The 22,084-nt window shown below is 67.3% G+C and carries 18 protein-coding genes; 13 read left to right on the top strand and 5 right to left on the bottom strand.

Features of this window, described 5'->3' with window-relative positions; translation table 11 throughout:
• The first annotated feature begins 30 nt into the window (after positions 1 to 30).
• From AWC25_RS22415 to AWC25_RS22380, 8 genes are all read left to right on the top strand, one after another.
• Complete coding sequence (locus AWC25_RS22415) at positions 31 to 1,128, top strand: inositol-3-phosphate synthase (RefSeq protein ID WP_069401046.1); 1,098 nt, start codon at positions 31 to 33, stop codon at positions 1,126 to 1,128.
• Between the two features lie 188 nt (positions 1,129 to 1,316).
• The gene (locus AWC25_RS22410) at positions 1,317 to 2,243 is read left to right on the top strand and encodes an alpha/beta fold hydrolase (RefSeq protein ID WP_142278999.1); all 927 of its coding nucleotides are present in this window, start codon (positions 1,317 to 1,319) and stop codon (positions 2,241 to 2,243) included.
• Positions 2,244 to 2,269: 26 nt separating this feature from the next.
• On the top strand, positions 2,270 to 3,067 hold the full coding sequence (locus tag AWC25_RS22405; RefSeq protein WP_069401045.1) for an LLM class F420-dependent oxidoreductase: 798 nt from the start codon (positions 2,270 to 2,272) through the stop codon (positions 3,065 to 3,067).
• A 113-nt stretch (positions 3,068 to 3,180) separates the two neighbouring features.
• Positions 3,181 to 3,921, top strand: a complete 741-nt coding sequence (locus AWC25_RS22400; protein ID WP_085167691.1) for a GntR family transcriptional regulator — start codon at positions 3,181 to 3,183, stop codon at positions 3,919 to 3,921.
• 51 nt (positions 3,922 to 3,972) lie between these two features.
• Positions 3,973 to 5,769: an ABC transporter substrate-binding protein/permease gene (locus tag AWC25_RS22395; protein ID WP_069401043.1), complete on the top strand. Its 1,797-nt coding sequence runs from the start codon at positions 3,973 to 3,975 to the stop codon at positions 5,767 to 5,769.
• The gene (locus AWC25_RS22390) at positions 5,766 to 6,506 is read left to right on the top strand and encodes an amino acid ABC transporter ATP-binding protein (RefSeq protein WP_069401042.1); all 741 of its coding nucleotides are present in this window, start codon (positions 5,766 to 5,768) and stop codon (positions 6,504 to 6,506) included. Before AWC25_RS22395 ends, AWC25_RS22390 begins: the two co-directional genes overlap by 4 nt.
• A gap of 64 nt (positions 6,507 to 6,570) precedes the next feature.
• Positions 6,571 to 7,077, top strand: coding sequence for a MarR family winged helix-turn-helix transcriptional regulator (locus tag AWC25_RS22385; protein WP_069401041.1), 507 nt, complete (start codon positions 6,571 to 6,573; stop codon positions 7,075 to 7,077).
• 57 nt (positions 7,078 to 7,134) lie between these two features.
• Positions 7,135 to 7,803 (top strand): SDR family oxidoreductase, encoded by a 669-nt coding sequence (locus AWC25_RS22380; protein WP_069401040.1) that lies wholly within the window; start codon positions 7,135 to 7,137, stop codon positions 7,801 to 7,803.
• Here AWC25_RS22380 and leuS read toward each other — a convergent pair.
• Positions 7,800 to 10,718 carry a leucine--tRNA ligase gene (gene leuS, locus AWC25_RS22375; protein WP_069401075.1) on the bottom strand — a complete coding sequence of 973 codons (2,919 nt, stop codon included), beginning with the start codon at positions 10,716 to 10,718 and terminating at the stop codon, positions 7,800 to 7,802. The two genes, AWC25_RS22380 and leuS, sit on opposite strands and share 4 nt — an antisense overlap.
• Positions 10,719 to 10,905: 187 nt before the next feature.
• Here leuS and AWC25_RS22370 point away from each other — a divergent pair, with 187 nt between their 5' ends.
• From AWC25_RS22370 to AWC25_RS22360, 3 genes are all read left to right on the top strand, one after another.
• Positions 10,906 to 12,015, top strand: a complete 1,110-nt coding sequence (locus AWC25_RS22370) for an LpqN/LpqT family lipoprotein (protein WP_085167689.1) — start codon at positions 10,906 to 10,908, stop codon at positions 12,013 to 12,015.
• A gap of 78 nt (positions 12,016 to 12,093) precedes the next feature.
• Positions 12,094 to 12,456, top strand: a complete 363-nt coding sequence (locus AWC25_RS22365; RefSeq protein ID WP_085167687.1) for a hypothetical protein — start codon at positions 12,094 to 12,096, stop codon at positions 12,454 to 12,456.
• Between the two features lie 32 nt (positions 12,457 to 12,488).
• A complete protein-coding gene (locus AWC25_RS22360) occupies positions 12,489 to 13,505 on the top strand; it encodes a bile acid:sodium symporter family protein (RefSeq protein ID WP_085167685.1) in 1,017 nt (338 codons plus the stop codon).
• On the opposite strand, the gene AWC25_RS22355 is transcribed toward AWC25_RS22360, so the two are convergent.
• A complete protein-coding gene (locus AWC25_RS22355; protein WP_044509128.1) occupies positions 13,492 to 14,097 on the bottom strand; it encodes a YqgE/AlgH family protein in 606 nt (201 codons plus the stop codon). The genes AWC25_RS22360 and AWC25_RS22355 overlap by 14 nt on opposite strands.
• Before the next feature lie 143 nt (positions 14,098 to 14,240).
• Between AWC25_RS22355 and AWC25_RS22350 the strand changes: the two genes are divergently transcribed.
• Both AWC25_RS22350 and AWC25_RS22345 read left to right on the top strand, forming a co-directional pair.
• Positions 14,241 to 15,521, top strand: coding sequence for an MFS transporter (locus AWC25_RS22350; protein WP_085167683.1), 1,281 nt, complete (start codon positions 14,241 to 14,243; stop codon positions 15,519 to 15,521).
• 11 nt (positions 15,522 to 15,532) lie between these two features.
• A complete protein-coding gene (locus tag AWC25_RS22345; protein ID WP_069401035.1) occupies positions 15,533 to 16,306 on the top strand; it encodes a TIGR03084 family metal-binding protein in 774 nt (257 codons plus the stop codon).
• On the opposite strand, the gene AWC25_RS22340 is transcribed toward AWC25_RS22345, so the two are convergent.
• The 3 genes from AWC25_RS22340 to eccCa all read right to left on the bottom strand — a co-directional run bounded on the left by AWC25_RS22340 (position 16,303) and on the right by eccCa (position 22,080).
• Positions 16,303 to 17,511, bottom strand: coding sequence for a PPE domain-containing protein (locus AWC25_RS22340; RefSeq protein ID WP_085167681.1), 1,209 nt, complete (start codon positions 17,509 to 17,511; stop codon positions 16,303 to 16,305). The genes AWC25_RS22345 and AWC25_RS22340 overlap by 4 nt on opposite strands.
• 6 nt (positions 17,512 to 17,517) lie before the next feature.
• Positions 17,518 to 17,823, bottom strand: a complete 306-nt coding sequence (locus AWC25_RS22335; protein ID WP_244899581.1) for a PE family protein — start codon at positions 17,821 to 17,823, stop codon at positions 17,518 to 17,520.
• A 177-nt stretch (positions 17,824 to 18,000) separates the two neighbouring features.
• Positions 18,001 to 22,080, bottom strand: coding sequence for a type VII secretion protein EccCa (gene eccCa / locus AWC25_RS22330; RefSeq protein ID WP_085167679.1), 4,080 nt, complete (start codon positions 22,078 to 22,080; stop codon positions 18,001 to 18,003).
• Positions 22,081 to 22,084: the final 4 nt, after the last annotated feature.

Here is a 22,084-nt window from a genome sequence, read left to right as displayed (position 1 = left end):
GACATAGGAATCAGGTAAGGAGAACGCCCTATGACTCAGCACAACGCTTCGCAGGCGTCGACGGAGGTACGGGTCGCCATTGTCGGCGTCGGTAACTGCGCGTCGTCGCTGGTCCAGGGCGTCCAGTACTACTACGACGCCGACGAGAACAGCACCGTGCCCGGTCTGATGCACGTGAAGTTCGGCCGCTATCACGTCCGCGACGTCAAGTTCGTCGCCGCGTTCGACGTGGACGCCAAGAAGGTCGGCTTCGACCTGTCCGAGGCCATCTTCGCGTCGGAGAACAACACGATCAAGATCGCCGACGTGCCGCCGACGAACGTGACGGTGCAGCGCGGCCCGACCCTCGATGGCATCGGCAAGTACTACGCCGACACCATCGAGGTGTCCGACGCCGACGCCGTCGACGTCGTCCAGGTTCTCAAGGACAACCGGGTCGACGTGCTGGTGTCTTACCTGCCGGTGGGTTCCGAGGAGGCCGACAAGTTCTACGCCCAGTGCGCCATCGACGCGAACGTCGCGTTCGTCAACGCGCTGCCGGTGTTCATCGCCTCCGACCCGGTGTGGGCCAAGAAGTTCACCGACGCCGGCGTGCCGATCGTGGGCGACGACATCAAGAGCCAGGTCGGCGCCACGATCACCCACCGGGTGATGGCCAAGCTGTTCGAGGACCGCGGCGTGCAGCTGGACCGCACCATGCAGCTCAACGTTGGCGGCAACATGGACTTCCTCAACATGCTCGAGCGTGAGCGGCTGGAGTCCAAGAAGATCTCCAAGACCCAGGCCGTCACCAGCAATGTCCAGCGCGAGTTCAAGACCAAGGACGTGCACATCGGCCCGTCCGACCACGTGGGCTGGCTCGACGACCGCAAGTGGGCCTACGTGCGGCTGGAGGGTCGCGCGTTCGGTGACGTGCCGCTGAACCTCGAGTACAAGCTCGAGGTGTGGGACTCGCCGAACTCGGCCGGCGTCATCATCGACGCGGTGCGGGCGGCGAAGATCGCCAAGGACCGCGGCATCGGCGGCCCGGTGGTGCCGGCCTCGGCGTACCTGATGAAGAGCCCCCCGCAGCAGTTGCCCGACGACATCGCGCGCACCCAGCTCGAAGAGTTCATCATCGGGGGTTAGTCCCTTCTCTTACCGCCGAGTGTGCGGCCCTGGGACGATTCGGGAGCTGTCCCAATACCTGCCCTACCCTGGGCCCACGCTCGGCGCGGGCGTTACCACTCGCCGGACACCGCCACCGTGACCGAGGAGTAGCGCGGCGGCGGCATGTGGGAGCGATTCCGCGGCATTCGCCGTCGTTATGTCCTCTAATGTCAAAGACCGTGACCGAACTACCCGAAGACGACCTGACCGGACTGTCTGAGTTTTCGCTGCTGTCCGAAAACGCGGAGCAGGCCGGCGTCGTGGGTCCGTTGCCCGAGGTCACCCGGGTGGCCACCGAAACGGCGAACGGCCGCGTCAGCGCCCTGCGCTGGGGCACGCAGTCGCCCCGGGTCGTGTTCCTGCACGGCGGCGGCCAAAACGCGCACACCTGGGACACCGTCGTCGTCGGGCTCGGTCAACCGGCCCTGGCGGTCGACCTTCCCGGGCACGGCCACTCCGGCTGGCGCGCGGACGGCGACTACTCGCCACGGAACAACGCCGAGGCGGTGGCGCCGGTATTGCGCGAGCTGGCGCCGGACGCCGAGCTGATCGTCGGCATGTCACTGGGCGGGCTGACCGGGATCCGGGTGGGCGCGATCGCCCCCGAGCTGGTGCGTGAACTCGTGCTCGTCGACGTCACCCCGTCGGCGCTGCACCGCTACGCCGAGCTGACCACCGAGCAGCAGGGCACGGTGGCGTTGGTTCAGGGCGAACGCGAATTTCCCAGCTTCCAGGCCATGCTCGAGTTGACCGTCGCGGCCGCACCGCACCGCGAGGTCAAGGCGCTGCGCCGCGGGGTGTTCCATAACTCCCGCCGGCTCGACAACGGCAACTGGGCCTGGCGTTACGACGCCATCCGCGTCGTCCCCGACTTCGACGATCTGTGGAACGACGTCGACGCGCTGACCGCCCCAGTCACCCTGGTCCGCGGCGGTTGGTCGCCGTTTGTGACCGACCAGGATGCCGACGAACTCGCCAGCCGCGCAACATATTTCCGGCAGACGCATGTCGTCGAGAACTCCGGGCACTCCGTCCAAAGCGACCAGCCGCGAGCGTTGATCGACTTGTTGCGCGGGATACTCGCTGCGCGCTGAACGGCACGGCTCCTACGGTGGAAGCCATGACTTCTGCTGATCGTCCCGTCCGCATCGGTGTGCAACTACAGCCCCAGCACGCCCCCCAATACGGGCACATCCGCGACGCCGTGCGCCGCTGCGAGGACCTGGGGGTCGACATCGCCTTCACCTGGGATCACTTTTTCCCGCTCTACGGCGATCCCGACGGCGCCCATTTCGAGTGCTGGACCGTGCTGGCGGCATGGGCCGAGCAGACATCGCGCATCGAATTCGGTGCGTTGGTGACGTGCAACTCCTACCGCAACCCGGAGTTGTTGGCCGACATGGCGCGCACCGTCGACCACATTTCCGACGGCCGGTTGATACTCGGCATCGGGGCGGGCTGGAAACAACGGGACTACGACGAGTACGGCTACCAGTTCGGCACGGCGGGGAGCCGGCTCGACGATCTGGCGGCCGCGTTCCCGCGGCTCACCTCGCGGCTGGCGAAACTGAATCCCCCGCCCACCCGCGACATCCCGATCCTCATCGGCGGCAAGGGTCCCCGCAAGACGCTGCGGCTGGTCGCCGAGTACGGCGACATCTGGCACGGCTTCACCACCGTCGACACCTACCCGCAAGCGGCCGCCGTACTGGACGAGCATTGCGCCGCCGTCGGCCGCGACCCGTCGACGATCGAAAGGTCGGCCGGTGTCCAGGACAACGCCGGCGGTGACGGACTGATCGCCGACGCCGAGGGGCTGACCGCGCTGGGCGTGACGTTGCTGACCGTCGGCGTCAACGGTCCCGATTACGACCTGACCGCAGCCGAGGCATTGTGCCGCTGGCGCGACGCACGTTGAACTCGGTTTGCCGGCAATTCATCGGCGAAATACCTTAACCAAGGCGCGAAGTCATGAGAAACTTTCCTGCGCTGAGTGCTGCAGCGGGGCCCGGACCGACGTGAAAGAGACTCATGCCGAAGAAATATGGGGTCAAAGAAAAGGACCAGGTGGTTAACCACGTCCTGAACATGGTGCTGACCGGGAAGTTGCGCAGCGGTGACCGGGTGGACCGCAATGAGATCGCCGGCGGCCTGGGCGTCAGCCGTGTCCCGATCCAGGAGGCCCTGGTCCAGCTCGAGCACGACGGTGTCGTGTCGACCCGCTACCACCGGGGCGCATTCGTCGAACGGTTCGACGAGGCCACCGTCCTCGAGCATCACGAACTCGACGGCATGCTGAACGGCATTGCGTCGGCGCGCGCCGCGACCAGCCCGACCCCGCGGATCCTCGGCCAGCTCGACACCCTGATGCGCGCGATGCACGCCGCCAAAGACGCCCGCGCGTTAGGCGAGCTCACTGTGGAATACCGGCACACCGTCAACGACGAGTACGCGGGACCACGGCTGCGCGCAACGATTCGTGCCTCGCAGAACCTCATCCCCCGCGCGTTCTGGATGACCTATCAGAACAATCGAGACGACATGTTGCCGTACTACGAAAAAGAAACCGCCGCGATCCACCATCGCGATCCCGACGCGGCGCGCTCGGCATGCGTCGGGCGTTCCTACCTGATGGCCCAGACGATGCTCGCCGAGCTGTTCCGGCGCAGGGTTTTTGCCGCGCCCGACGACCCCCGCCCGGTTGCCGCCGCCCCACTGCACGTGCTCGCGGCATCCGAGGCCGTCCACGCCGAACCGTCGTTGGCACTCTGAATTCGGCGCTCGCCGCGCCGACCCGCCGCGCGATCTATACGGTTGCGGGTGATGATTCCGTGCGAAAGCCGGCGCGCAACGCTGTTCGGCCTGGCCGCGACAATCCTGATCGTCTGCGGCTTGGTGATGGCCGGACCCGCGCTCGCCGACAGAAACCAATGCGCGCCAGGCGGGTCCGACAGCGCCACCGCGTTGCCGAAGGGTTTGGCGACGCTCAACGACCTCGGTCGCGACGACGATCACACCACCTTGACCACCGAGCCGCTCAGTGCGGTCAACGTCGACGCATTGGGTCTGGGCACCCCCGGCGTGCTCAGTGTCGGCACCCTGTCGGATGCGCCGCCGTCCATCTGCGTCGACGCCACCGGCACCTACAGCGGCTTCGATAATCAGTTGCTGCGTGCGATGGCGAAAAAGCTAGGCCTGCAGATCCGTTTCGCCAGCACCGATTTTTCCGCGCTGCTGGCCGAGGTGGCGTCGCACCGCTTCGACGTCGGTTCGGCGTCGGTCAAAGCCACCGCCGCTCGGCGTCACACCGTCGGGTTCACCAACGGCTACGACTTCGGCTACTACGCGCTGATCGTGCCGCCCGGATCGCCGATCGACGACTTCGACGATCTGACCGCCGGGCAGCGGATCGGTGTCGTACAGGGCACCGTCGAGGAGGCCTACGTCGTCGACACCCTGCACCTGCAGCCGGTGAAGTATCCGGGATTCGCCACCGTGTACGCCAGCCTCAAGATGCACCAGCTCGACGCCTGGGTGGCCCCGGCGGCACTGGCCGCCAACCTGATGCGGCCGGGTGACCCCGCCATGGTGGTCGCAAACGCGTTCACCCCCGGCGACTTCGTCGCGTATGCCGTCGCCAACGACAACCCGGCACTGATCGCCGCCCTGAACTCCGCGCTGGACGCGGTGATCGCGGACGGCACCTGGTCGCAGCTGTACTCCCAGTGGGTACCCCGCCCGCTGCCACCCGGGTGGAAACCCGGATCAAAGACCGCACCCACTCCGCACCTGCCGGACTTCGCCGCGATCGCGGCCAACAAGCATCACCAGCAGAGCGGCCCGGTCGCGCCGAAATCGGCGCTGGCACAATTGCGTTCCCAATTCTTGGATTGGGAGCTCTACAAGGAGGCCATCCCGGCGCTACTCACCACCGGCCTGCCCAACACCTTGACCCTGACCGTCAGCGCCAGCGTTATCGGTCTGGTCTTGGGCATGGTGCTGGCGATGGCCGGGTTGTCGCACTCGCGCTGGATACGCTGGCCCGCGCGGATCTACACCGACATCTTTCGTGGGCTGCCCGAGGTGGTGATCATCCTGATCATCGGGATGGGCGTCGGCCCGCTGGTGGGTGGCTTGACCGGCAACAATCCCTACCCGCTGGGCATCGCCGCGCTGGGATTGATGGCCGCCGCCTACATCGGCGAGATTCTGCGATCGGGGATCCAAAGTATCGATGCCGGCCAACTGGAAGCATCTCGCGCGTTGGGCTTCAGCTACCCGGCCGCGATGCGTTTGGTGGTGGTGCCGCAAGGCATCCGCCGGGTCCTGCCGGCGCTGGTAAATCAATTCATCGCGTTGCTGAAAGGTTCCGCGCTGGTGTACTTCCTAGGTCTGGTTGCCCGGCAGCGGGAGCTGTTCCAGGTGGGGCGCGACCTCAACGCGCAGACCGGCAACCTCTCACCGTTGGTGGCCGCGGGTCTGTGTTATCTGTTGCTGACGATCCCGTTGACGCATTTGGTGAACTACATCGACACCCGGTTGCGCCGCGGCAGTCCCGCCAAGGATGCCGAGGACCCCGCCACCATGGTCACCTCGACACTCGGACAGGCGATGGCATGACCGTCGCGAGCACATCGGTTTCCTTGGAAGCCAAGGATGTTCACAAGAAGCTCGGCGGCGCACAGGTGTTGCGAGGCGTGAGTTTCGAGGCGCCCGCGGGGACCACGGTGGCCGTCATCGGTCCGTCCGGTTCCGGGAAATCGACATTGCTGCGGGCGCTGAATCGTTTGCACGAACCCGACAGTGGCGACGTCCTGCTCGATGGCAGATCCGTGCTGCGTGACGATCCCGACGAGCTGCGGCAGCGCATCGGGATGGTCTTCCAGAACTATTACCTGTTCCCCCATCTGAGCATCCTGAAAAACGTTGCGCTGGCGCCACGGAAGTTGCGCGGCTTGTCCGCTGACGCCGCCCGTGACCTCGCGCTGATGCAGCTGGACCGAGTTGGCCTGAAGCACAAGGCTAGTGCCCGCCCCAGTATGTTGTCCGGCGGACAACAACAACGCGTTGCCATCGCCCGTGCGCTGGCCATGGCGCCCCAGGTGATGTTCTTCGACGAGGCCACTTCGGCCTTGGACCCGGAGATGGTCAAGGGGGCCTTGCAACTCATCGCCGATCTCGGCGCCGCCGGAATGACGATGATCGTGGTGACCCACGAAATGGGCTTCGCCAGGTCTGCATCCGACACCGTGGTGTTCATGGATCACGGCAAAGTCGTGGAATCCGGGCCGCCGGAGCAGATCTTCGAGGCCGCGGAAACCGAGCGGTTACAGCGCTTCCTCTCGCAAGTGCTTTGATGAGCTAAAAATAGTTGTCGTAGCTATCTCGTCCGGCACCCATATCGGGTTAGACTGCCGACTTATGGCGGACAGCGAAGCCACCACTGCCGAAGTGACGGAGCTTGCGGAGGGATTACACCGCGCGCTGTCCAAACTGTTTTCGATACTGCGGCGGGGCGACCCGAGCGGCGTCGTGGCGGGCGAATTGACGTTGGCGCAGCTGTCGATTCTCGTCACTCTGCTCGATCAGGGTCCCATCCGGATGACGGACCTGGCGGCCCACGAACGGGTGCGCACCCCCACCACCACCGTGGCGATCCGGCGGCTGGAAAAGATCGGTTTGGTGAAACGTTCGCGCGATCCGTCCGACCTGCGTGCGGTATTGGTCGACATCACCCCGCGGGGCCGGGCGGTGCACGCCGAATCGCTGGCCAACCGGCACGCCGCGCTGGCCGCCTTGCTGAGCCAACTCACCGAGGACGAGCTGAACACTTTGACCGCCGCGCTGGCACCGCTGGAACGCCTGGCCTCCGGCGAACCGACATCGGGTCCCGCCGGAGGGGAATCCCCGGCGCGCAGACAGGCGTGAAAGTACCTGCTCCACAGTAGTTTTCAGGGACGTGGCGGCCGGCCGTAAACTGGCCGCATGCCAACCGCACTCATCACCGGCGCCGGGGGCGGCATCGGTTCCGCGATCGCTACCGCGCTGGCGCCCACCCATACGCTGCTGCTGGCCGGCCGGCCCTCCGAACGGCTCGATGCCGTCGCCCAGCGACTCGGCGCCACCACGTTCCCGTTGGATCTGACCGATGTCGCCGAGATCGAGTCGGCATGCGAGGTGGTGGACGAACTCGACGTCCTGGTGCATAACGCGGGAACCTCGATCCCGGCTAGGGTTGCCGAGTCGGACATCGACCAGTGGCGGGCCACGTTCGAGGTGAATGTGTTTGGAGTAGTGGAACTTACGCTGCAGTTACTGCCGGCCCTGCGCAACGCCCGGGGGCGGGTGGTGTTCATCAACTCCGGGGCGGGGCGGGCCGTGCTGTCGGGTATGGCGTCCTACTCGGCCAGCAAGTTCGCGCTGCGCGCGTTCGCCGATTCGCTGCGCGCCGACGAACCGGACCTGCGGGTGACCACCATATTTCCCGGTCGCACCGACACCGACATGCAGCGCGGCCTGATCGCCTACGAGGGCCGGGAGTACGACGCCAGCAAGTTCCTGCGGCCCGAAACCGTCGCCGCGGCAGTCGCGCACGCGGTGGCCACCCCGCGCGACGGGCACCTGCACGAGGTCGTGCTGCGCCAAGGCGGCTAGACCACCAGGTTGACCAGTCGGCCGGCGACCACGATCACCTTGCGCGGCGTGGCACCGGCCAAGAACGCCTGCACCTTCCCGTCGGCCAGCGCCGCGCCTTTGAGCGCGTCCTCGTCGGCATCGGCGGGGACCACCACGCGTCCGCGCACTTTGCCGTTGACCTGCACCGGGTACTCTACGGTGTCCTCGACGAGGTAGCTGGGATCCGCTTGCGGGAAGGGTCCGTGCGCCAGCGAAGTCGCGTGCCCCAGCCGCGCCCACAGCTCCTCGGCGAGGTGCGGCGCCAGCGGGGCCAGCATCAGCACCAGCGGTTCGACGGCCGCTCGGGGCACCGCGTCGCGATGCGTCTTGGTCAAGTGGTTGGTGTATTCGATCAGCTTTGCCGCCGCGGTGTTATTTCTAAGGGCCGCGTAGTCTTCCGTGACCCCTGCGACGGTGCGGTGCAGCATGCGCAGGGTATCGGTGTCGAGCGGCTCATGCGTGTCGACAACCCGGGTGTCGCCGGTGCTCTCGTCGATGACGAGCCGCCACACCCGCTGTAGGAAGCGGTGCGCGCCAACCACATCCTTGGTGGCCCACGGGCGCGACGCTTCCAGGGGTCCCATGGACATCTCGTACACGCGCAGCGTGTCGGCGCCGTAGGCGTCACAGATCTCGTCGGGGGAGATCGAATTCTTCAGGCTCTTACCGATTTTGCCGAATTCCTGGAAGACCTCGATCTCGCCGTCGGGTCCGGGGTAGACGAAGCCGCCGTCGCGCTCGATCACCTCGGCGGCCGGAACGTAGGACCCGCGTGCGTCGGTGTAGGCGAACGCCTGGATGTAGCCCTGGTTGACCAGCCGCCGGAACGGTTCCCGGGAGCTGACGTGCCCCAAGTCGTACAGAACCTTGTGCCAGAACCGCACGTAGAGCAGGTGCAGCACCGCGTGTTCGGCGCCGCCGACGTACAGGTCGACTCCGCCGGGGTCCTGCGGCCCGTACTCGGCCGGTCGCGGGCCCATCCAGTAGGCCTCGTTTTCCTTGGCGCAGAAGCGTTCCGAGTTGTGCGGGTCGGTGTAGCGCAGCTCGTACCAGGAGCTGGCTGCCCACTGCGGCATCACGTTGGTGTCGCGGCTGTAGGGCTGCAGGCCGTCACCCAGATCCAACTCGACATGCACCCACTCGGTCGCTTTGGCCAGCGGCGGTGACGGCTCGCTGTCGGCGTCGTCCGGATCGAACAACACCGGCGAATAGTCGGCCACGTCGGGCAACTCGACCGGCAACGCCGACTCGTCCAACGCGTGCGGGCGTCCGTCGCTGTCGTACACAATCGGAAACGGCTCGCCCCAATAGCGCTGCCGCGCGAAAAGCCAGTCCCGCAGCCGGTATTCGATGCGAGCCCAGCCACGGCCCTCGGACTCCAGCCGCGCAGTGATCGTCTGTTTGGCCGTCGCCACGTCCAGGCCGTCGAGGTAGCCGGAGTTGACCAACACACCGTCACCGGCATAGGCCGCTTCCGAAATGTCGCCGCCGGCAATCACTTCCACGATCGGCAAGTGCAGCGCGGTGGCGAAGTCCCAGTCGCGCTGGTCGTGGCCGGGCACCGCCATGATGGCCCCGGTGCCGTACCCCACCAGCACGTAGTCGGCAATGAAAATTGGTACTGGTTTGCCGTTAGCCGGGTTGACGGCGTAGCTGCCGAGGAATACGCCGGTCTTCTCCTTGTTCTCCTGGCGTTCCAGATCGGACTTGGCCACGATCGCGCGCCGGTACGCCGCGACGGCCTCCCCCGGCGTGGCGGCGCCGTACGTCCAGCGGGGGTCGGCACCGTCCGGCCACGCGGCGGTGACCAGTTCGTCGACCAAGTCATGCTCGGGGGCCAGCACCAGATAAGTGGCCCCGAACAAGGTGTCCGGGCGCGTGGTGAACACCTCGATGTCAACGGCGGAGCCGGCCCGCTCGCCGTTCGACGGGGTCGCCGAAAACAGCGCCGCGGCACCGGTGGAACGACCGATCCAGTTGCGCTGCATCGTCTTGATCTTCTCGGGCCAGTCCAGCACCTCGATGTCGTCGAGCAGCCGATCGGCATAGGCGGTGATGCGCATCATCCACTGCCGCAACCGTTTTCGGAACACCGGGAAGTTGCCGCGGTCGCTGCGCCCGTCGGAGGTGACCTCCTCGTTGGCCAGCACCGTACCCAGCCCGGGGCACCAGTTCACCATCGAGTCGGCCCGGTAGACCAGCCGGTGGCTGTCAATGATGTCGGCCCGCTCCCCCGCCGTCAGCTCCTGCCACGACCGCCCGTCGTCCAGAGTGCGTGCACCGGAATCGAATTCGCTGATCAAGTCCGCGATAGGGCGGGCCTTATTGGCCGCGGTGTCAAACCACGCGTTGTAGATCTGCAGGAAGATCCATTGCGTCCACTTGTAGAAGTCGACGTCGGTGGTCGAAAAGCTGCGTCGGGTGTCATGTCCAAGACCCAGTCGGCCCAGTTGTCGCCGGAAATTGACGATGTTGGCTTCGGTGCGGGTGCGCGGGTGGGTACCCGTTTGGACGGCGTACTGCTCGGCCGGCAGGCCGAACGCGTCGAACCCCAGGGCGTGCAGCACGTTACGGCCAGACATCCGGTAATAGCGCGCGTAGACATCGGTGGCGATGTAGCCCAGCGGATGCCCGACGTGCAGCCCGTCGCCCGACGGGTACGGGAACATGTCCTGCACGAACAGTTTGTCGTCGGGGATCGGGGAACCGTCCGTCGGCGCCAGCGTGCCGACGGGGTTGGGCACGTTGAAGATGCCCAACCTTGCCCAGTTGTGCTGCCACGTCTGCTCAATACGGCCGGCCAACGACGCGGTGTACCGGAATGGCGGCGCGTCGGTCTCCGCCGGAGCACCCGCGGGGCCGCTCCTAGACGAGTCGGTCGGCGATTGAGTCACGTGCACAGCGTATAAGGGCCGCCGCGGCGGCCCCGCCGGCCACAGGTTGGTAAAGGTTGCATTGCATGCCGGTCAGAGGTTCATCCCAGCTGTGTTTCGGCCCTGTCCAGGGCCTTTGACCCCTGGTTACAGTCGGCCTCTAGATGACGGATGCTGGGCGACCAGCCATTCAGAAGGACCGACAGAGATGCCTCAGATCGCCGCCCCGTGGGGCGTTATCGCAGGCGGGTTCGCCGCCGGTGTGATCGGGTTCGCCCTCTTCTCGGGCGGTACGGCTTCGGCCGATCCTGTGGCTCCCGTACCGCCGGGCCCCATCGTCCCGGTGCCGGCGAATCAGTACATCCCGGCCGCCCCCGGGGCGGCCAGCAGCAACCGGTTCGTCCCCACCCCGCCGTCGGCGAATCCGTTCGCGCCGCCGAGCCTGGCCTCCGCGCCGGCCGCACCGAACACCGCGCCCGCCGCCACGCCTAACGCCGCCCCGGTGGCGCCGGTGCAGACGGTGACTCCCGCCGCCACCGGGACCCTGCGCGAATACTTCCAGTCCAAGGGCGTCAAGCTCGAACCACAGAAGCCGCAGGGGTTCAAGGCCCTCGACATCACGCTGCCGGTGCCCCCGCGCTGGACCACGGTGCCCGATCCCAACGTGCCGGACGCTTTCGCGGTGATAGCCGACCGCCAGGGCAGCAGCGTGTACAGCTCCAACGCGCAGGTAGTGGTGTACAAGCTCGTCGGCAACTTCGACCCCCGGGAAGCGATTTCGCACGGCTACGTCGACAGCCAGAAACTGCTGGCCTGGCAGTCCACCAACGCCTCGATGGCCGACTTCGACGGGTTCCCGTCGTCGGTGATCGAAGGCACCTACCGCGAAGGCGACATGACGTTGAACACCTCGCGGCGGCACATCATCGCGAAATCGGGTAACGAGAACTACCTGGTGTCACTGTCGGTGACGACCGACCGTGCGGTGGCGATCGGTGACGCCCCGGCCACCGACGCCATCATCAACGGGTTCCGGGTGAGCGCGCCGGGCACCACCCCCGTTGGCCAGGCCCCGGCACCGGCTGCGCAACCGCCCGCGACGGCCCCGGTTGCGCAGGCACCGGCCGCCACCCCGGTTGGCCAGACACCGGCCCCGGTGGCTGCGGCGCAGGTACCCGTCGCACCCGTCGGGGCGCCCGCCCGACTTCCCGCACCGGCGGCGATACCCAACCAGGCCCCGCACCCCATGCCCAACCTGCTGTCCCTGGTGCCCGGCCTGCCGCCGTTGCCGAACTTCAGTAATCTCGGCGCCCGCTGATTCGCGCCTGATCGCAGGCGCCCCAGGCGCTGTGGAACCCGGCGCGCGAACCGACGGTCGGGATCGTATTGTGAGGCCATGTTGATCGCTGGGGTGGTGTGCATGTGTGCGGCGGTGGTCTCGGCGGGCTTCGGGACGTGGTCGTTGTCTCACCCTCACCCCGTCGAACACTCCGCCGGAGCGGACGCCACGCAACTGGCGCTGAGGGCGATGGCCCCGACGCAATTGGCCGTCGCGGTAATGCTGGCCGCCGGCGGTGTGGTGGTGCTGGCCGCGTCCCCGCACACCGCCCTGGTGGTGCTGATCGTCTGCGTCACCGGGGCGCTGGGCACCCTGGCCGCCGGCTCCTGGCAGAGCGCGCGATTTGCGCTGCGCCGGGAAGCCGCCTCGCCACCCAGCTGTGCCGGCGCGTGCGGCGTCTGCGCGCAGTCCTGCCACTAACCGCGGCCCGCCGACGTGCGGCAACCCCGCTGATGCGCGCTCGCCTGTCGCCCCTGCTGGCACCACTCCTGGATCCCCTGCTGATCGGTCTCGCGGTCACCGTGGTGCTCGCCGCCTTCCTGCCCGCGCGCGGGGCCGCCGGGCATGCCGCGTCGATCGCCGCGGACGTCGCGATCGCGCTGTTGTTCTTCCTCTACGGGCTCCGGTTGTCGCCGCAACAGGCCTGGCACGGCGTCCGGCAATGGCGACTGCACTTGCTGGTGCTGGCCGCCACCTTCGCGCTGTTTCCGCTGCTGGGGCTGGTGGCCCGGGCATTGGTCCCGTCGGTGCTGACCGCTGACCTCTACCGCGGCGTGTTGTTTCTGTGCCTGGTTCCGTCGACCTTGCAGTCGTCGGTGGCGTTCACGTCGATCGCGCGCGGCCACGTGTCGGCCGCCATCGTCAGCGCTTCGTTGTCCAACCTGCTCGGCATCGTCCTGACGCCAGTGCTGGTGGTGCTGGTGATGAACACCAATGGCGCGATCCGGGTGGACGGTGGCGCGCTCCGCGACATCGTGTGCCAACTGCTGGTGCCCTTCGCCGCCGGCCAATTGGCGCGACCGTGGGTCGGGGGAGTGCTTGTCCGCTACGGCGCGGCGGTCAAAGTCGCCGACCGGGCGTCGATCCTGCTCGTCGTGTACGCAGCGTTCTCGATGGGTGTGGTGGAGGGTGTGTGGAGCAGTGTCAATGCGTGGCAGTTGGTGTCGGTCTGCGTCGTCACGCTGGTGCTGCTGGCGGCGGTGCTGGGCGCCACCGCGGCGCTCGGCCGGCTGACCCGACTGAACCGCGCCGATGCGGTCGTACTGCTGTTCTGCGGATCGAAGAAGAGCCTGGCCTCCGGGCTGCCGATCGCGCTGGTGTTCTTTCCCGCTGCAACCGTCGGCCTGATCATGTTGCCGCTGATGATCTATCACCAGGTCCAGCTGGTGGTGTGCGCGGTGATCGCCAGCAGGCTGGGCCGCAAGGCCGACGAACAGGCGGCGATGGGAGAGAAGGCTAGTTCCGGCTGACGTCGATCGGATGGGTGGCCAGCAGCGACAGCGGCAGCGGCTGCCGACGCAGTACCTGTCCCCACAGATCCTCTTTGGTTCCGACGAGAACGTCAGATGGCAACGCGGACAACACAATCCAGTCGTCGCGTTCGATTTCGCCCTCGAGTTGGCCGATGGTCCAGCCCGAGTACCCCGCGTAAATTCGCACGCCTTCGACCAGCGGTGCGATCACGTCGGGGTCGGCGTCGAGATCGACCATCACGATCCGGCCGGCCACGTGCCGCAACCCCGGTACCCCCTGCGGGTCGGCGCCGATCCGCAACGCCGCCAGACACAGCGCCGCGTCCCGCTTGACCGGCCCGCCGATGAACATCGTCTTCGGCTTGGCGGCCAGCTTCGCCCACTGCGGCAAGACGTTGTAGACCGCGGTCTCGCTGGACCGGTTGAGCACCACGCCTAGGGTGCCGCCATCGTTGTGCTCGACGATGTAGATGACGCTGCGCCGGAACGTCGGTTCAAGCAGATCGGTATTGGCAAGCAGCAACGTACCCGCACGCACCCGCTGGGCAGCGGGTGCGATGAAGTCTTCGGGATCCTCCGGCTGAGCCATCCGTCCATCATCGCACTCCCGTAGCATCGTTCGGCACAAACAATCGCAGCCCTTAAAGATTTGTACTGTTATTGCAGCGCCCTCGAGCGCGACGGTCCTTGCCCTGCCCCCACGTGGAAGTCGGTCCTGTGTTCCAAACCCGGATGCCCGCGCGCGCACCCGCCGAACTGTGGCAATCCGTGCGCGCTCTGCCGGACTTGCGCCGGGTCATTGCGGTGCGCATGGCGAGCCAGTTCGGCGACGGGCTCTTCCAGGCAACGGTCGCCGGTGCGCTGTTGTTCAATCCGGACCGGGCGGCCGACCCGTTGTCAATCGCGTTTGCCTTCGCGGTGCTGTTTTTGCCCTATTCGCTGCTAGGGCCGTTCGCCGGCGCATTAATGGACCGCTGGGACCGTCGGCTGGTGCTGGTCGGTGCGAACGTGTGCCGGCTGGTGGTGATCGTGGCGATCGGGACGATCCTGGCGGTCCACGCCGGCGAAATGGCGCTGCTCCTGGGCGCGTTGCTGGCCAACGGATTTTCGCGATTCGTCGCCTCGGGCCTGTCGGCCTCGCTGCCGCACGTGGTGCCTCGCGACCAGGTCGTGACGATGAACTCGCTGGCCACCGCCGCCGGGGCGATCGCGGCGTTCTTCGGGGCGAACTTCATGCTGATCCCACGCTGGTTGGTCGGCGCCAGCGACCGGGGTGCGTCGGTGATCATCTTCATGACCCTCCTTCCGGTGTCCGTCGCGTTGCTGCTGTCGCTGCGCTTTGTGCCGCGAGTCCTCGGGCCGGACGACACCCTGCGGGCGATCCACGGGTCCGTCGTCTACGCGGTAGTCACCGGATGGGTGCACGGCGCCCGTACGGTGGCGTCGACGCCGACGGTCGCCGCCGCGCTGTCCGCGCTGGCGTCGCACCGGATGGTGGTGGGCATCAATTCGCTGGTGATCCTGTTGCTGGCCCATCACACGCAGAACCCGGCGGTCGGCGGCCTGGGGATTGCGCTGGTGTTCTTCGCCGCCTCCGGGCTCGGGTCCTTTGTGGCCACCCTGCTGACACCGCCGACGGTGCGCCGCTGGGGCCGTTACGCCGCGGCGAACGGCGCCCTGGTCGCGGCCGCGCTGATCGAGGTGTCGGGGGCGGGGTTGGTCCTGCCGATCATGGTGGCGTGCAGCTTCTTCCTCGGCATCACCGGCCAGATGATCAAGCTGTGCGCCGACTCGGCAATGCAGATCGACGTCGACGACGCGCTGCGCGGCCACGTGTTCGCGGTGCAGGACGCGCTGTTCTGGGTGTCGTTCATCGTCTCGATTACGGTGGCGGCGCTGTTGATCCCGCCCGACGGCCGGGCGCCGACGTTCGTCATGTTCGGCGCGGCGGTGTACTTGGCGGGTCTGGTCGTGCACGTGGTCGTCGGCCGACGAGGTCAGCCGACGGGGTAGAGGAGGTCATCGTGGCGGATCCCGGGCCGATAGTGGCTGACCTGCGTGCCGAGAGCGACGAGCTAGACGCCTTGGTCGCGCCGCTGGACACCGGGCGCTGGGCGGAGCCGACGCCGGCGCCGGGCTGGACGATCGCACATCAGATCGCGCACCTGTGGTGGACCGACCGGGTTGCCCTGCTCTCGGTGACCGACGAAGCGGCCTTCGGCGAGGTGCTGGCGGACGCCACGCAGGATCCGCTGGGATTCGTCGACGCGGGCGCCGAGGAGTTGGCGGCCACACCGCCGGCCGAGGTGCTGCGCGAGTGGCGGACCACCCGGGCGCGGCTGCACGACGCGCTGCTCACCGTGCCGGCCGGCCGGAAGTTGCCGTGGTTCGGGCCGCCGATGAGTGCGCCGTCCATGGCGACAGCGCGGCTGATGGAGACCTGGGCGCACGGGTTGGACGTCGCCGACGCCCTGGGCGTGCCGCGGCCGGCCACGGACCGGTTGCAATCGATTGCTCACCTCGGGGTCCGCACCCGTGATTACGCATTCGTGATCAACGAGCTGACGCCGCCGGCCGAACCGTTTCGGGTGGAACTACGCGCCCCGGGCGGTGACACCTGGTGCTGGGGACCGCCGGATGCGGCCCAGCGTGTCACCGGGGCGGCGGAGGACTTCTGTTTTCTGATCACCCAACGCCGTCCGCGGCGATCCCTTGACGTCACCGCGGCGGGACCGGACGCGCAGCGTTGGCTGGAAATCGCCCAGGCCTTCGCCGGTCCACCCGGCCCCGGCCGCTAGACCTGCTGGTCGTTCGGCTCGCCACCCACGACCACGCGGGCTTTCGCGACGTCCTTGTCGTTGGCTTGGCCCTCCTTGCCGTGGCCCAGCATGCCCGCCGGCGACATCGGCATGGGCGAGCCGCCCATGCCCGTAGTGGTCGGGGAGGCGGGGCCGCGCAACTCGGCGGCGTTGAGCACCCCAGCGCGCAGGCTGGTCGGACGGCCACCCGTCTCGGGCTCGAAACTGCTTGTCGGGCGGGTGTAGCTGGTCAGGCCGGCGCCCGGGAAGCCGCCTCCTCCGAGACCGCCGGCCCCGGAGGCACCGCCGCCGCCCAGCGGCCCGGTCGCCCCCGCCAGGATGGGCTCGGCGGCGCCGGCCGCCGCATTGGCACCACCGGCCGACGAGAAGGCGCCCGTCATCGACGACAGCAACCCTTGCGGCATGCTGCCCAGCCCCTGCAGCGCGTCCATCGGCGCCTTGACTGCCTGCTGCAGCGGTTCGGTCACCCCGGAGATCATCTGCAGCGGTTGCTGCATCAGCGAGCTGAGCTGGCCGCCGCCCTCGGCGGGCGCCGCGGCGGCCTGGCCCGCGCCCTGCGTCGCTTGGCCGGACACCTGCGCGGCGCCGTTCATGCCGCTTTGCGCGGCGGCCTGGGCGACGGTCGCCGCAGCGGCCGCCGGTGCGGCGGGGGAGGCGCCCATCGGCGCAACGGGTGGCGGTACGGCCAATGCGGCGACCAGCGCGGCCAGCGCGCCGGAGTAGGTCCAGCCGATGCTGGAATTGTGCGGCCAGTGCTCGCCGAAATACTCGGTGTCCCGCTCGACGATGCCGGGGGTGTTCTGTCCGAAGAAGTTGGTGGCGTTCAGAACCGTCCACTCATCCCGGTTGGTCTGCGACACCAGCGACGGGATGACCGACGACCGCGCGATCATAAAAGCTTCCACGGCGGCCGTTGTAATGCCGATCTTTTCCGCGGTCCAACCCACCAACGTCTGCAATCCGGCGTTCAGCCCGGTCGAGGTCACCACGGAGGCGACCGCACCCACACCCTGCCACTGCGCCGCCGTCATCAACGTGTTGACCGCCGACATGCCGGTCGCGACTTCCTTGTTCGCGGTCTCGGTGACCCAGACCGCGTTGTTGGCCAGCACCGACGCCGGGCTACCCGCCTCGAAGATCGCCGCGACGATCTCGGGCGGGCCAGCCCACCGGGGATCGGGCATCGGCGGTTAGAGCGCGCTCGCGGCCGCGCTCGCCGCGTCGGCGGCGACGTTGGTGGCCGACGCGAGGCCCTGAGCGCCCGCGAACGCGGACCGCTGCCCGGCGTGCTCGGAGGCGGTCGCCAGATAGGCGGCGCCCGTGGCGTTGAGCGCGGCGGCGAATTCGGCGGAATCGGCGTCCGGCGCCATCGGCAGCACGCCGGTGAGCGCCGCCGAGCCGGCCGCGGTGGTGGCCGCCATCTCCTCACTGATCGCGCCCTCGGTCACCGACGACAAGTCAACGGCGCCCGGCACCATTTCGAACAGCCCAGTCATTTCGTCCTCCGTATTTCTAAAAGCCCGGCTTCATCCGTCGGGGAATACCCCCTCGGCTGACTCCCCACCAGGCCAGTTCGGTCCGCGAAGCGCCGCGGAATGGCCCGATTCTATGGTGACCGGTCGCGGGTGTCGATTCACCTTTTCTGACAAACCCGCCGACACCGGCTGCCCGACCTATTCCGGTACTCCTACCAGCACTCCCTCGATCGCCCCGTCGCTGGTGACGAGCAAACCGCGACCGGGTGGCAGTTGCTGGGCGCTCACCCGGCCGAACACTTTCACCATCGCCGGGTCGTTGTCCATGAATAGGGTGGGTGCGCGCGAACTCGTCATTTTCTGCAGGAATGGATTGGTCACCGAGACGCCCGCCCAGTTTCCGGGTAGCCGGGACGCGATCACGTGCAGCCCGATTTCGCGGCTGCGTTCGATCAATCCCCACAATGGTGCGCTCGCCGCGTTCTTGCCGATCGCGCCGTGCGGCCGCAGCTCCTGCTCGTCGTCGATCAGCAGGAAATGGTGCGGGCCCTCCCAGGTGCTACGGCTGAGCAACTCCTCCTGACTGAGCCCGGAGGGGGGAAGACGGTCGCGCATCGTGGCGGCGAGCTCTTCGATCACCGCGTCGATGTCGTCGGCGGTGTAGGCGTATGCCCGCACATGCGGCCCCCTGACCTTTCCGATCAGCGATGTCTTGGGGTCGATGATGGTGATCTGTGCCTGCTCTGGACTGAACCGGCTCATCACCGCCTGCCCAAACGCGGCCAGTGTCGTGGTTTTGCCGCACAACTGCCGGCCCAGGACCAACATGCTCGACACCGTTCGGCTTGGCAAATACGTTGGCTGCAGCGCGCTTTCGCCGATGGCGAAGGGGATGTTGAACGGATCGGCGGCCACCTCGGTCTGCGCGAAGGCCTCGATGATCTGGGTGAGCTGAATGCGTTCGGGCAGCCGAGCCAGCTTCTCCAGCCGGCCGACGCCGGTCAGCTCGGCAATGACGGCGCCGAGCTGACGCGTCGGGATCCGCTCGCCGGTGGCCGCCGTGATCTCCGGAACGCCGATGAGCAGCTCGTGACCGTCCCGGGTCACGCCGAACCCGGGGCGATCCAGCGTGTTGCGCGCCGCCTTCCGGCGCTCCAGCCCTTCGCCCATCTGCGTTTCGTCCGGATTGCTCAGCCGCAGTTGGATGCGGGCGTTGGACACGTTGACCAGGGCCTGTTTCTGCCCGACCAGCCACGCGGTCGCAGTTGTCGCGACGTGCACCCCGTAGGACAGGCCCTGGCGGGCAATCGAGACCAACCGATCGCCCATCGCGGCGTCCTTGTCGTACAGGTCGCTGAAGTTGTCGACGACGAGGAAGACGTCGCCGAACTTGTCGGCCGGGTCGGTGCCGCCTTCCCGCTCGGTTCCGAACCGCCGTTCCCGGAATTCGGAGATGTCGATCTGGTACTGCTTAAACGCGGCCTCCCGGGCCAGGATCAAGCCCTCGATCGACGCGACGGTCCGCGAGACGCCCTCGTTGTCGGTCTGGCTGACCACCGACGCCACATGCGGCAGGTCTTCGACCGGGTACAGCGAGGCGCCGATGCAAAAGAACGTCACCCGCTCCGGCCGGTACATCAATGCCGCCGAGGTGATCAACGACATCAGCGTGGTGGACTTGCCGCGCTGGGCGGTGGCCACCACCATGATGTTGTCCATCTCCGCGTCGATGGCATGCACGCGCTGCGCGTGCTCTTCGGGGATGTCGACGACGCCGACCGGCAACACCAGGCCGGGGTTCTGTCCGTAGTCGACGTACCACGGCTTGCCCCGCCAACTCGCCACCAATACATCGATCGGCTCGCTGTCTTCCAAAGGCGGAAGCCAGATTTGGTGCGGGGGGCGCGCGCTGTGGGTGATCAGCGACTCGCGGATGACGTCGACCAGCTTCTTCTTGCGGAACCCGTCGGCGTGGAACAGGAACTCGTCGGGTTCATCGGGTTCGTCGGCGACGGACAGCGCCTGGCTGTCGGCCTCGCTGAGCGGCTGGTAGGCCCAGGTCAGCGCCCGGGGTTGGGAAAAGCTGACGTCGACGGTCTTGTTCACGTTGACGACCCGCTTGGGCACCACGAACGGGGCGGACACGTAGAAGCAGCGGAACTGCTCGAGGTCGCGCGGCCCCACCTTGAGCAGCGCGTAGCCGTTTTCCTTCGACGGCAGATGCAGCGCCGCGTCGCTGCCGATCACGTCGCGGGAGTCCTCGGCCGTCTCGGCACGCAGGGCGACCCGAAATGCGATGTTGCTCTTGACCTTACTGAGCGAAGACAGATCGAGGCGCTGTCCGCCGAGGGTAAAGAAGACGTTGCAGCCGCGGCCTTCCTGACCGATGTGGATGACCAGGTCGATCCACTCCGGGTGGTGGATGAACAGTTCGAGGTATTCGTCGATGATCACCAGCAGGATCGGCACGGGCTCCAAATCCCGCCCGGCAAGCCGCATCTCCTCGTACTCGTTGGCGTCGCGCGCGCCGGCTTCGTTGAAAAGTCGGTAGCGCCGGGCGATCTCGCCGTTGACGGCCTTGCGCATGCGCTCGGCGAGGTGCCGATCGTCCTTGCCCAGGTTGGACAGCGAACCCGCGACGTGCGGGAACCCCTGCAGGTCTTGGGCTGCCGATTCGAACTTCATGTCGACGAAGATCACGATGAACGTCTCGGGGGAATGGGTCAACGCGATCCCGGTGCACAGCGACAGGAAGTATTCGGACTTTCCGGACCCAGACGTCCCGATCACCACCGAGTGAAATCCGAACCCACCAAAGTCCTTGGCGCGCAGGATAATATGTTGTAAATCGCCACCCTGCTTGACGCCCACGGGCACCATCGCCCATTTATGGTCGCCACGGCCGCGGCTCTCGCCCCAGAGCCTGTCCACGTCCAGTTCACGCGGATCGCTGATGCCCAACGCGCGCAACAGTTCACCGCCCTGACTGTCGGTCTCCGAGAGCTCACCGGCGCTCATCGGCGACCAGCGGGCCAATGCTCGCGCGTAGCGATTGGCCGTGCTCTCGGCGAGCATGTCCGCGACGGCATAGAACGCACCGCGGTGGTTCAGCCGACCCTCGCGCAACTGGAAACGCTCCGCGTCGTCGCTGAATCCGATGCCCAACCCCGCGCGGGTCGCCAACCGCAGCACGGTGATTCCGGCCATTCCCTTCTGCCCGGTCACTCCCTCCCACTGCTCGGGGGTGCCGACGTTGTCGTCCACGATCACCCAATGCGGGCCCAACGCCGTGCCGGTGCTCGATTCGATCGGCGACGGCATCGACGTGGGGCTCATTCCCACCGGCGGTGTCCACGGGCCACGGCCCTTGCGGTGCAGCTCGGCGTCGAGCGCCTCCTCCAGTTCGGTGGGCGAGGTGAACACCAACCGGCGTAGCCCGCAGGCGTCGAACATCTCGTCGTGCTGGTTGTGCGGCAACCAGACCAGCCACGACCACAGCTCCGGATGGCGAGTGACCACCATGACTTTGACGTCGCTGGGGCTGTGGTAAACCGCCAGCGAGCACAGGATCGATCGGGCCAGGCTGTGCAGTTCGGCGGGATCGTCGCCGATGAAGCTGAACCCGGGCTCCGACCTCAGGCTCAAGACCTTGCCGATTCCGCGGATCTTGCTCTGTTCGAGGATGAAATCCCTTAGCGCACCGCCGGTTACGGGTTCGAGCTCCTCGCCTATCGGGACGTCGGGCCACTGCAGGGACACGGCCGATTCGCTGGCCTGCTGGATCCCGATTCCCAGGCGCACCTCCAGGAAATCGGGATCGGCGGGTCGGCGCTCCCACATCCGCGGACCGCCGATGACGGTGTCCAGCTGCTGCGGATCACCATGCACGAACAGCTGGCTGTGGCGCTGACGCTGAGCGGCCCGTTGAACTTCGTCGCGGTCCTCGTCGAGCTGGCGCAGATAACTGCGCCGCTGCTTTTCCTGCTCGCCCCAGCTGATCCGGCGGCCGCGGCCGAGCCGTCCGCTGAACATCAGCGTGCCGAATCCGACCAAGCCGATCATCGGGAAGAACCCCGACTGCATGGACCGGATCCCCGAGGCGTACATCACGACCAGGGTGCCGATGATGCCGACAAGCAGCGCCGGTACCGCGATCATCAGCAGGATGTTGCGGGGTTCGCGCTCGGGCAACGCCAACGGTGCGGCGACGGCGATTCGCACCGGCGGTACATTGGGCGCCGGCTGGCGGGCGCCTCGGACGAAACCTCGTTTGGACATCGGT

The sequence above is a fragment of the Mycobacterium sherrisii genome, assembly GCF_002102355.1.
In the GTDB taxonomy this organism is placed as follows: Bacteria; Actinomycetota; Actinomycetes; order Mycobacteriales; family Mycobacteriaceae; genus Mycobacterium; species Mycobacterium sherrisii.
Note: the sequence above shows the minus strand (reverse complement) of the source record. Positions and strands in the feature narration are given on the sequence as shown.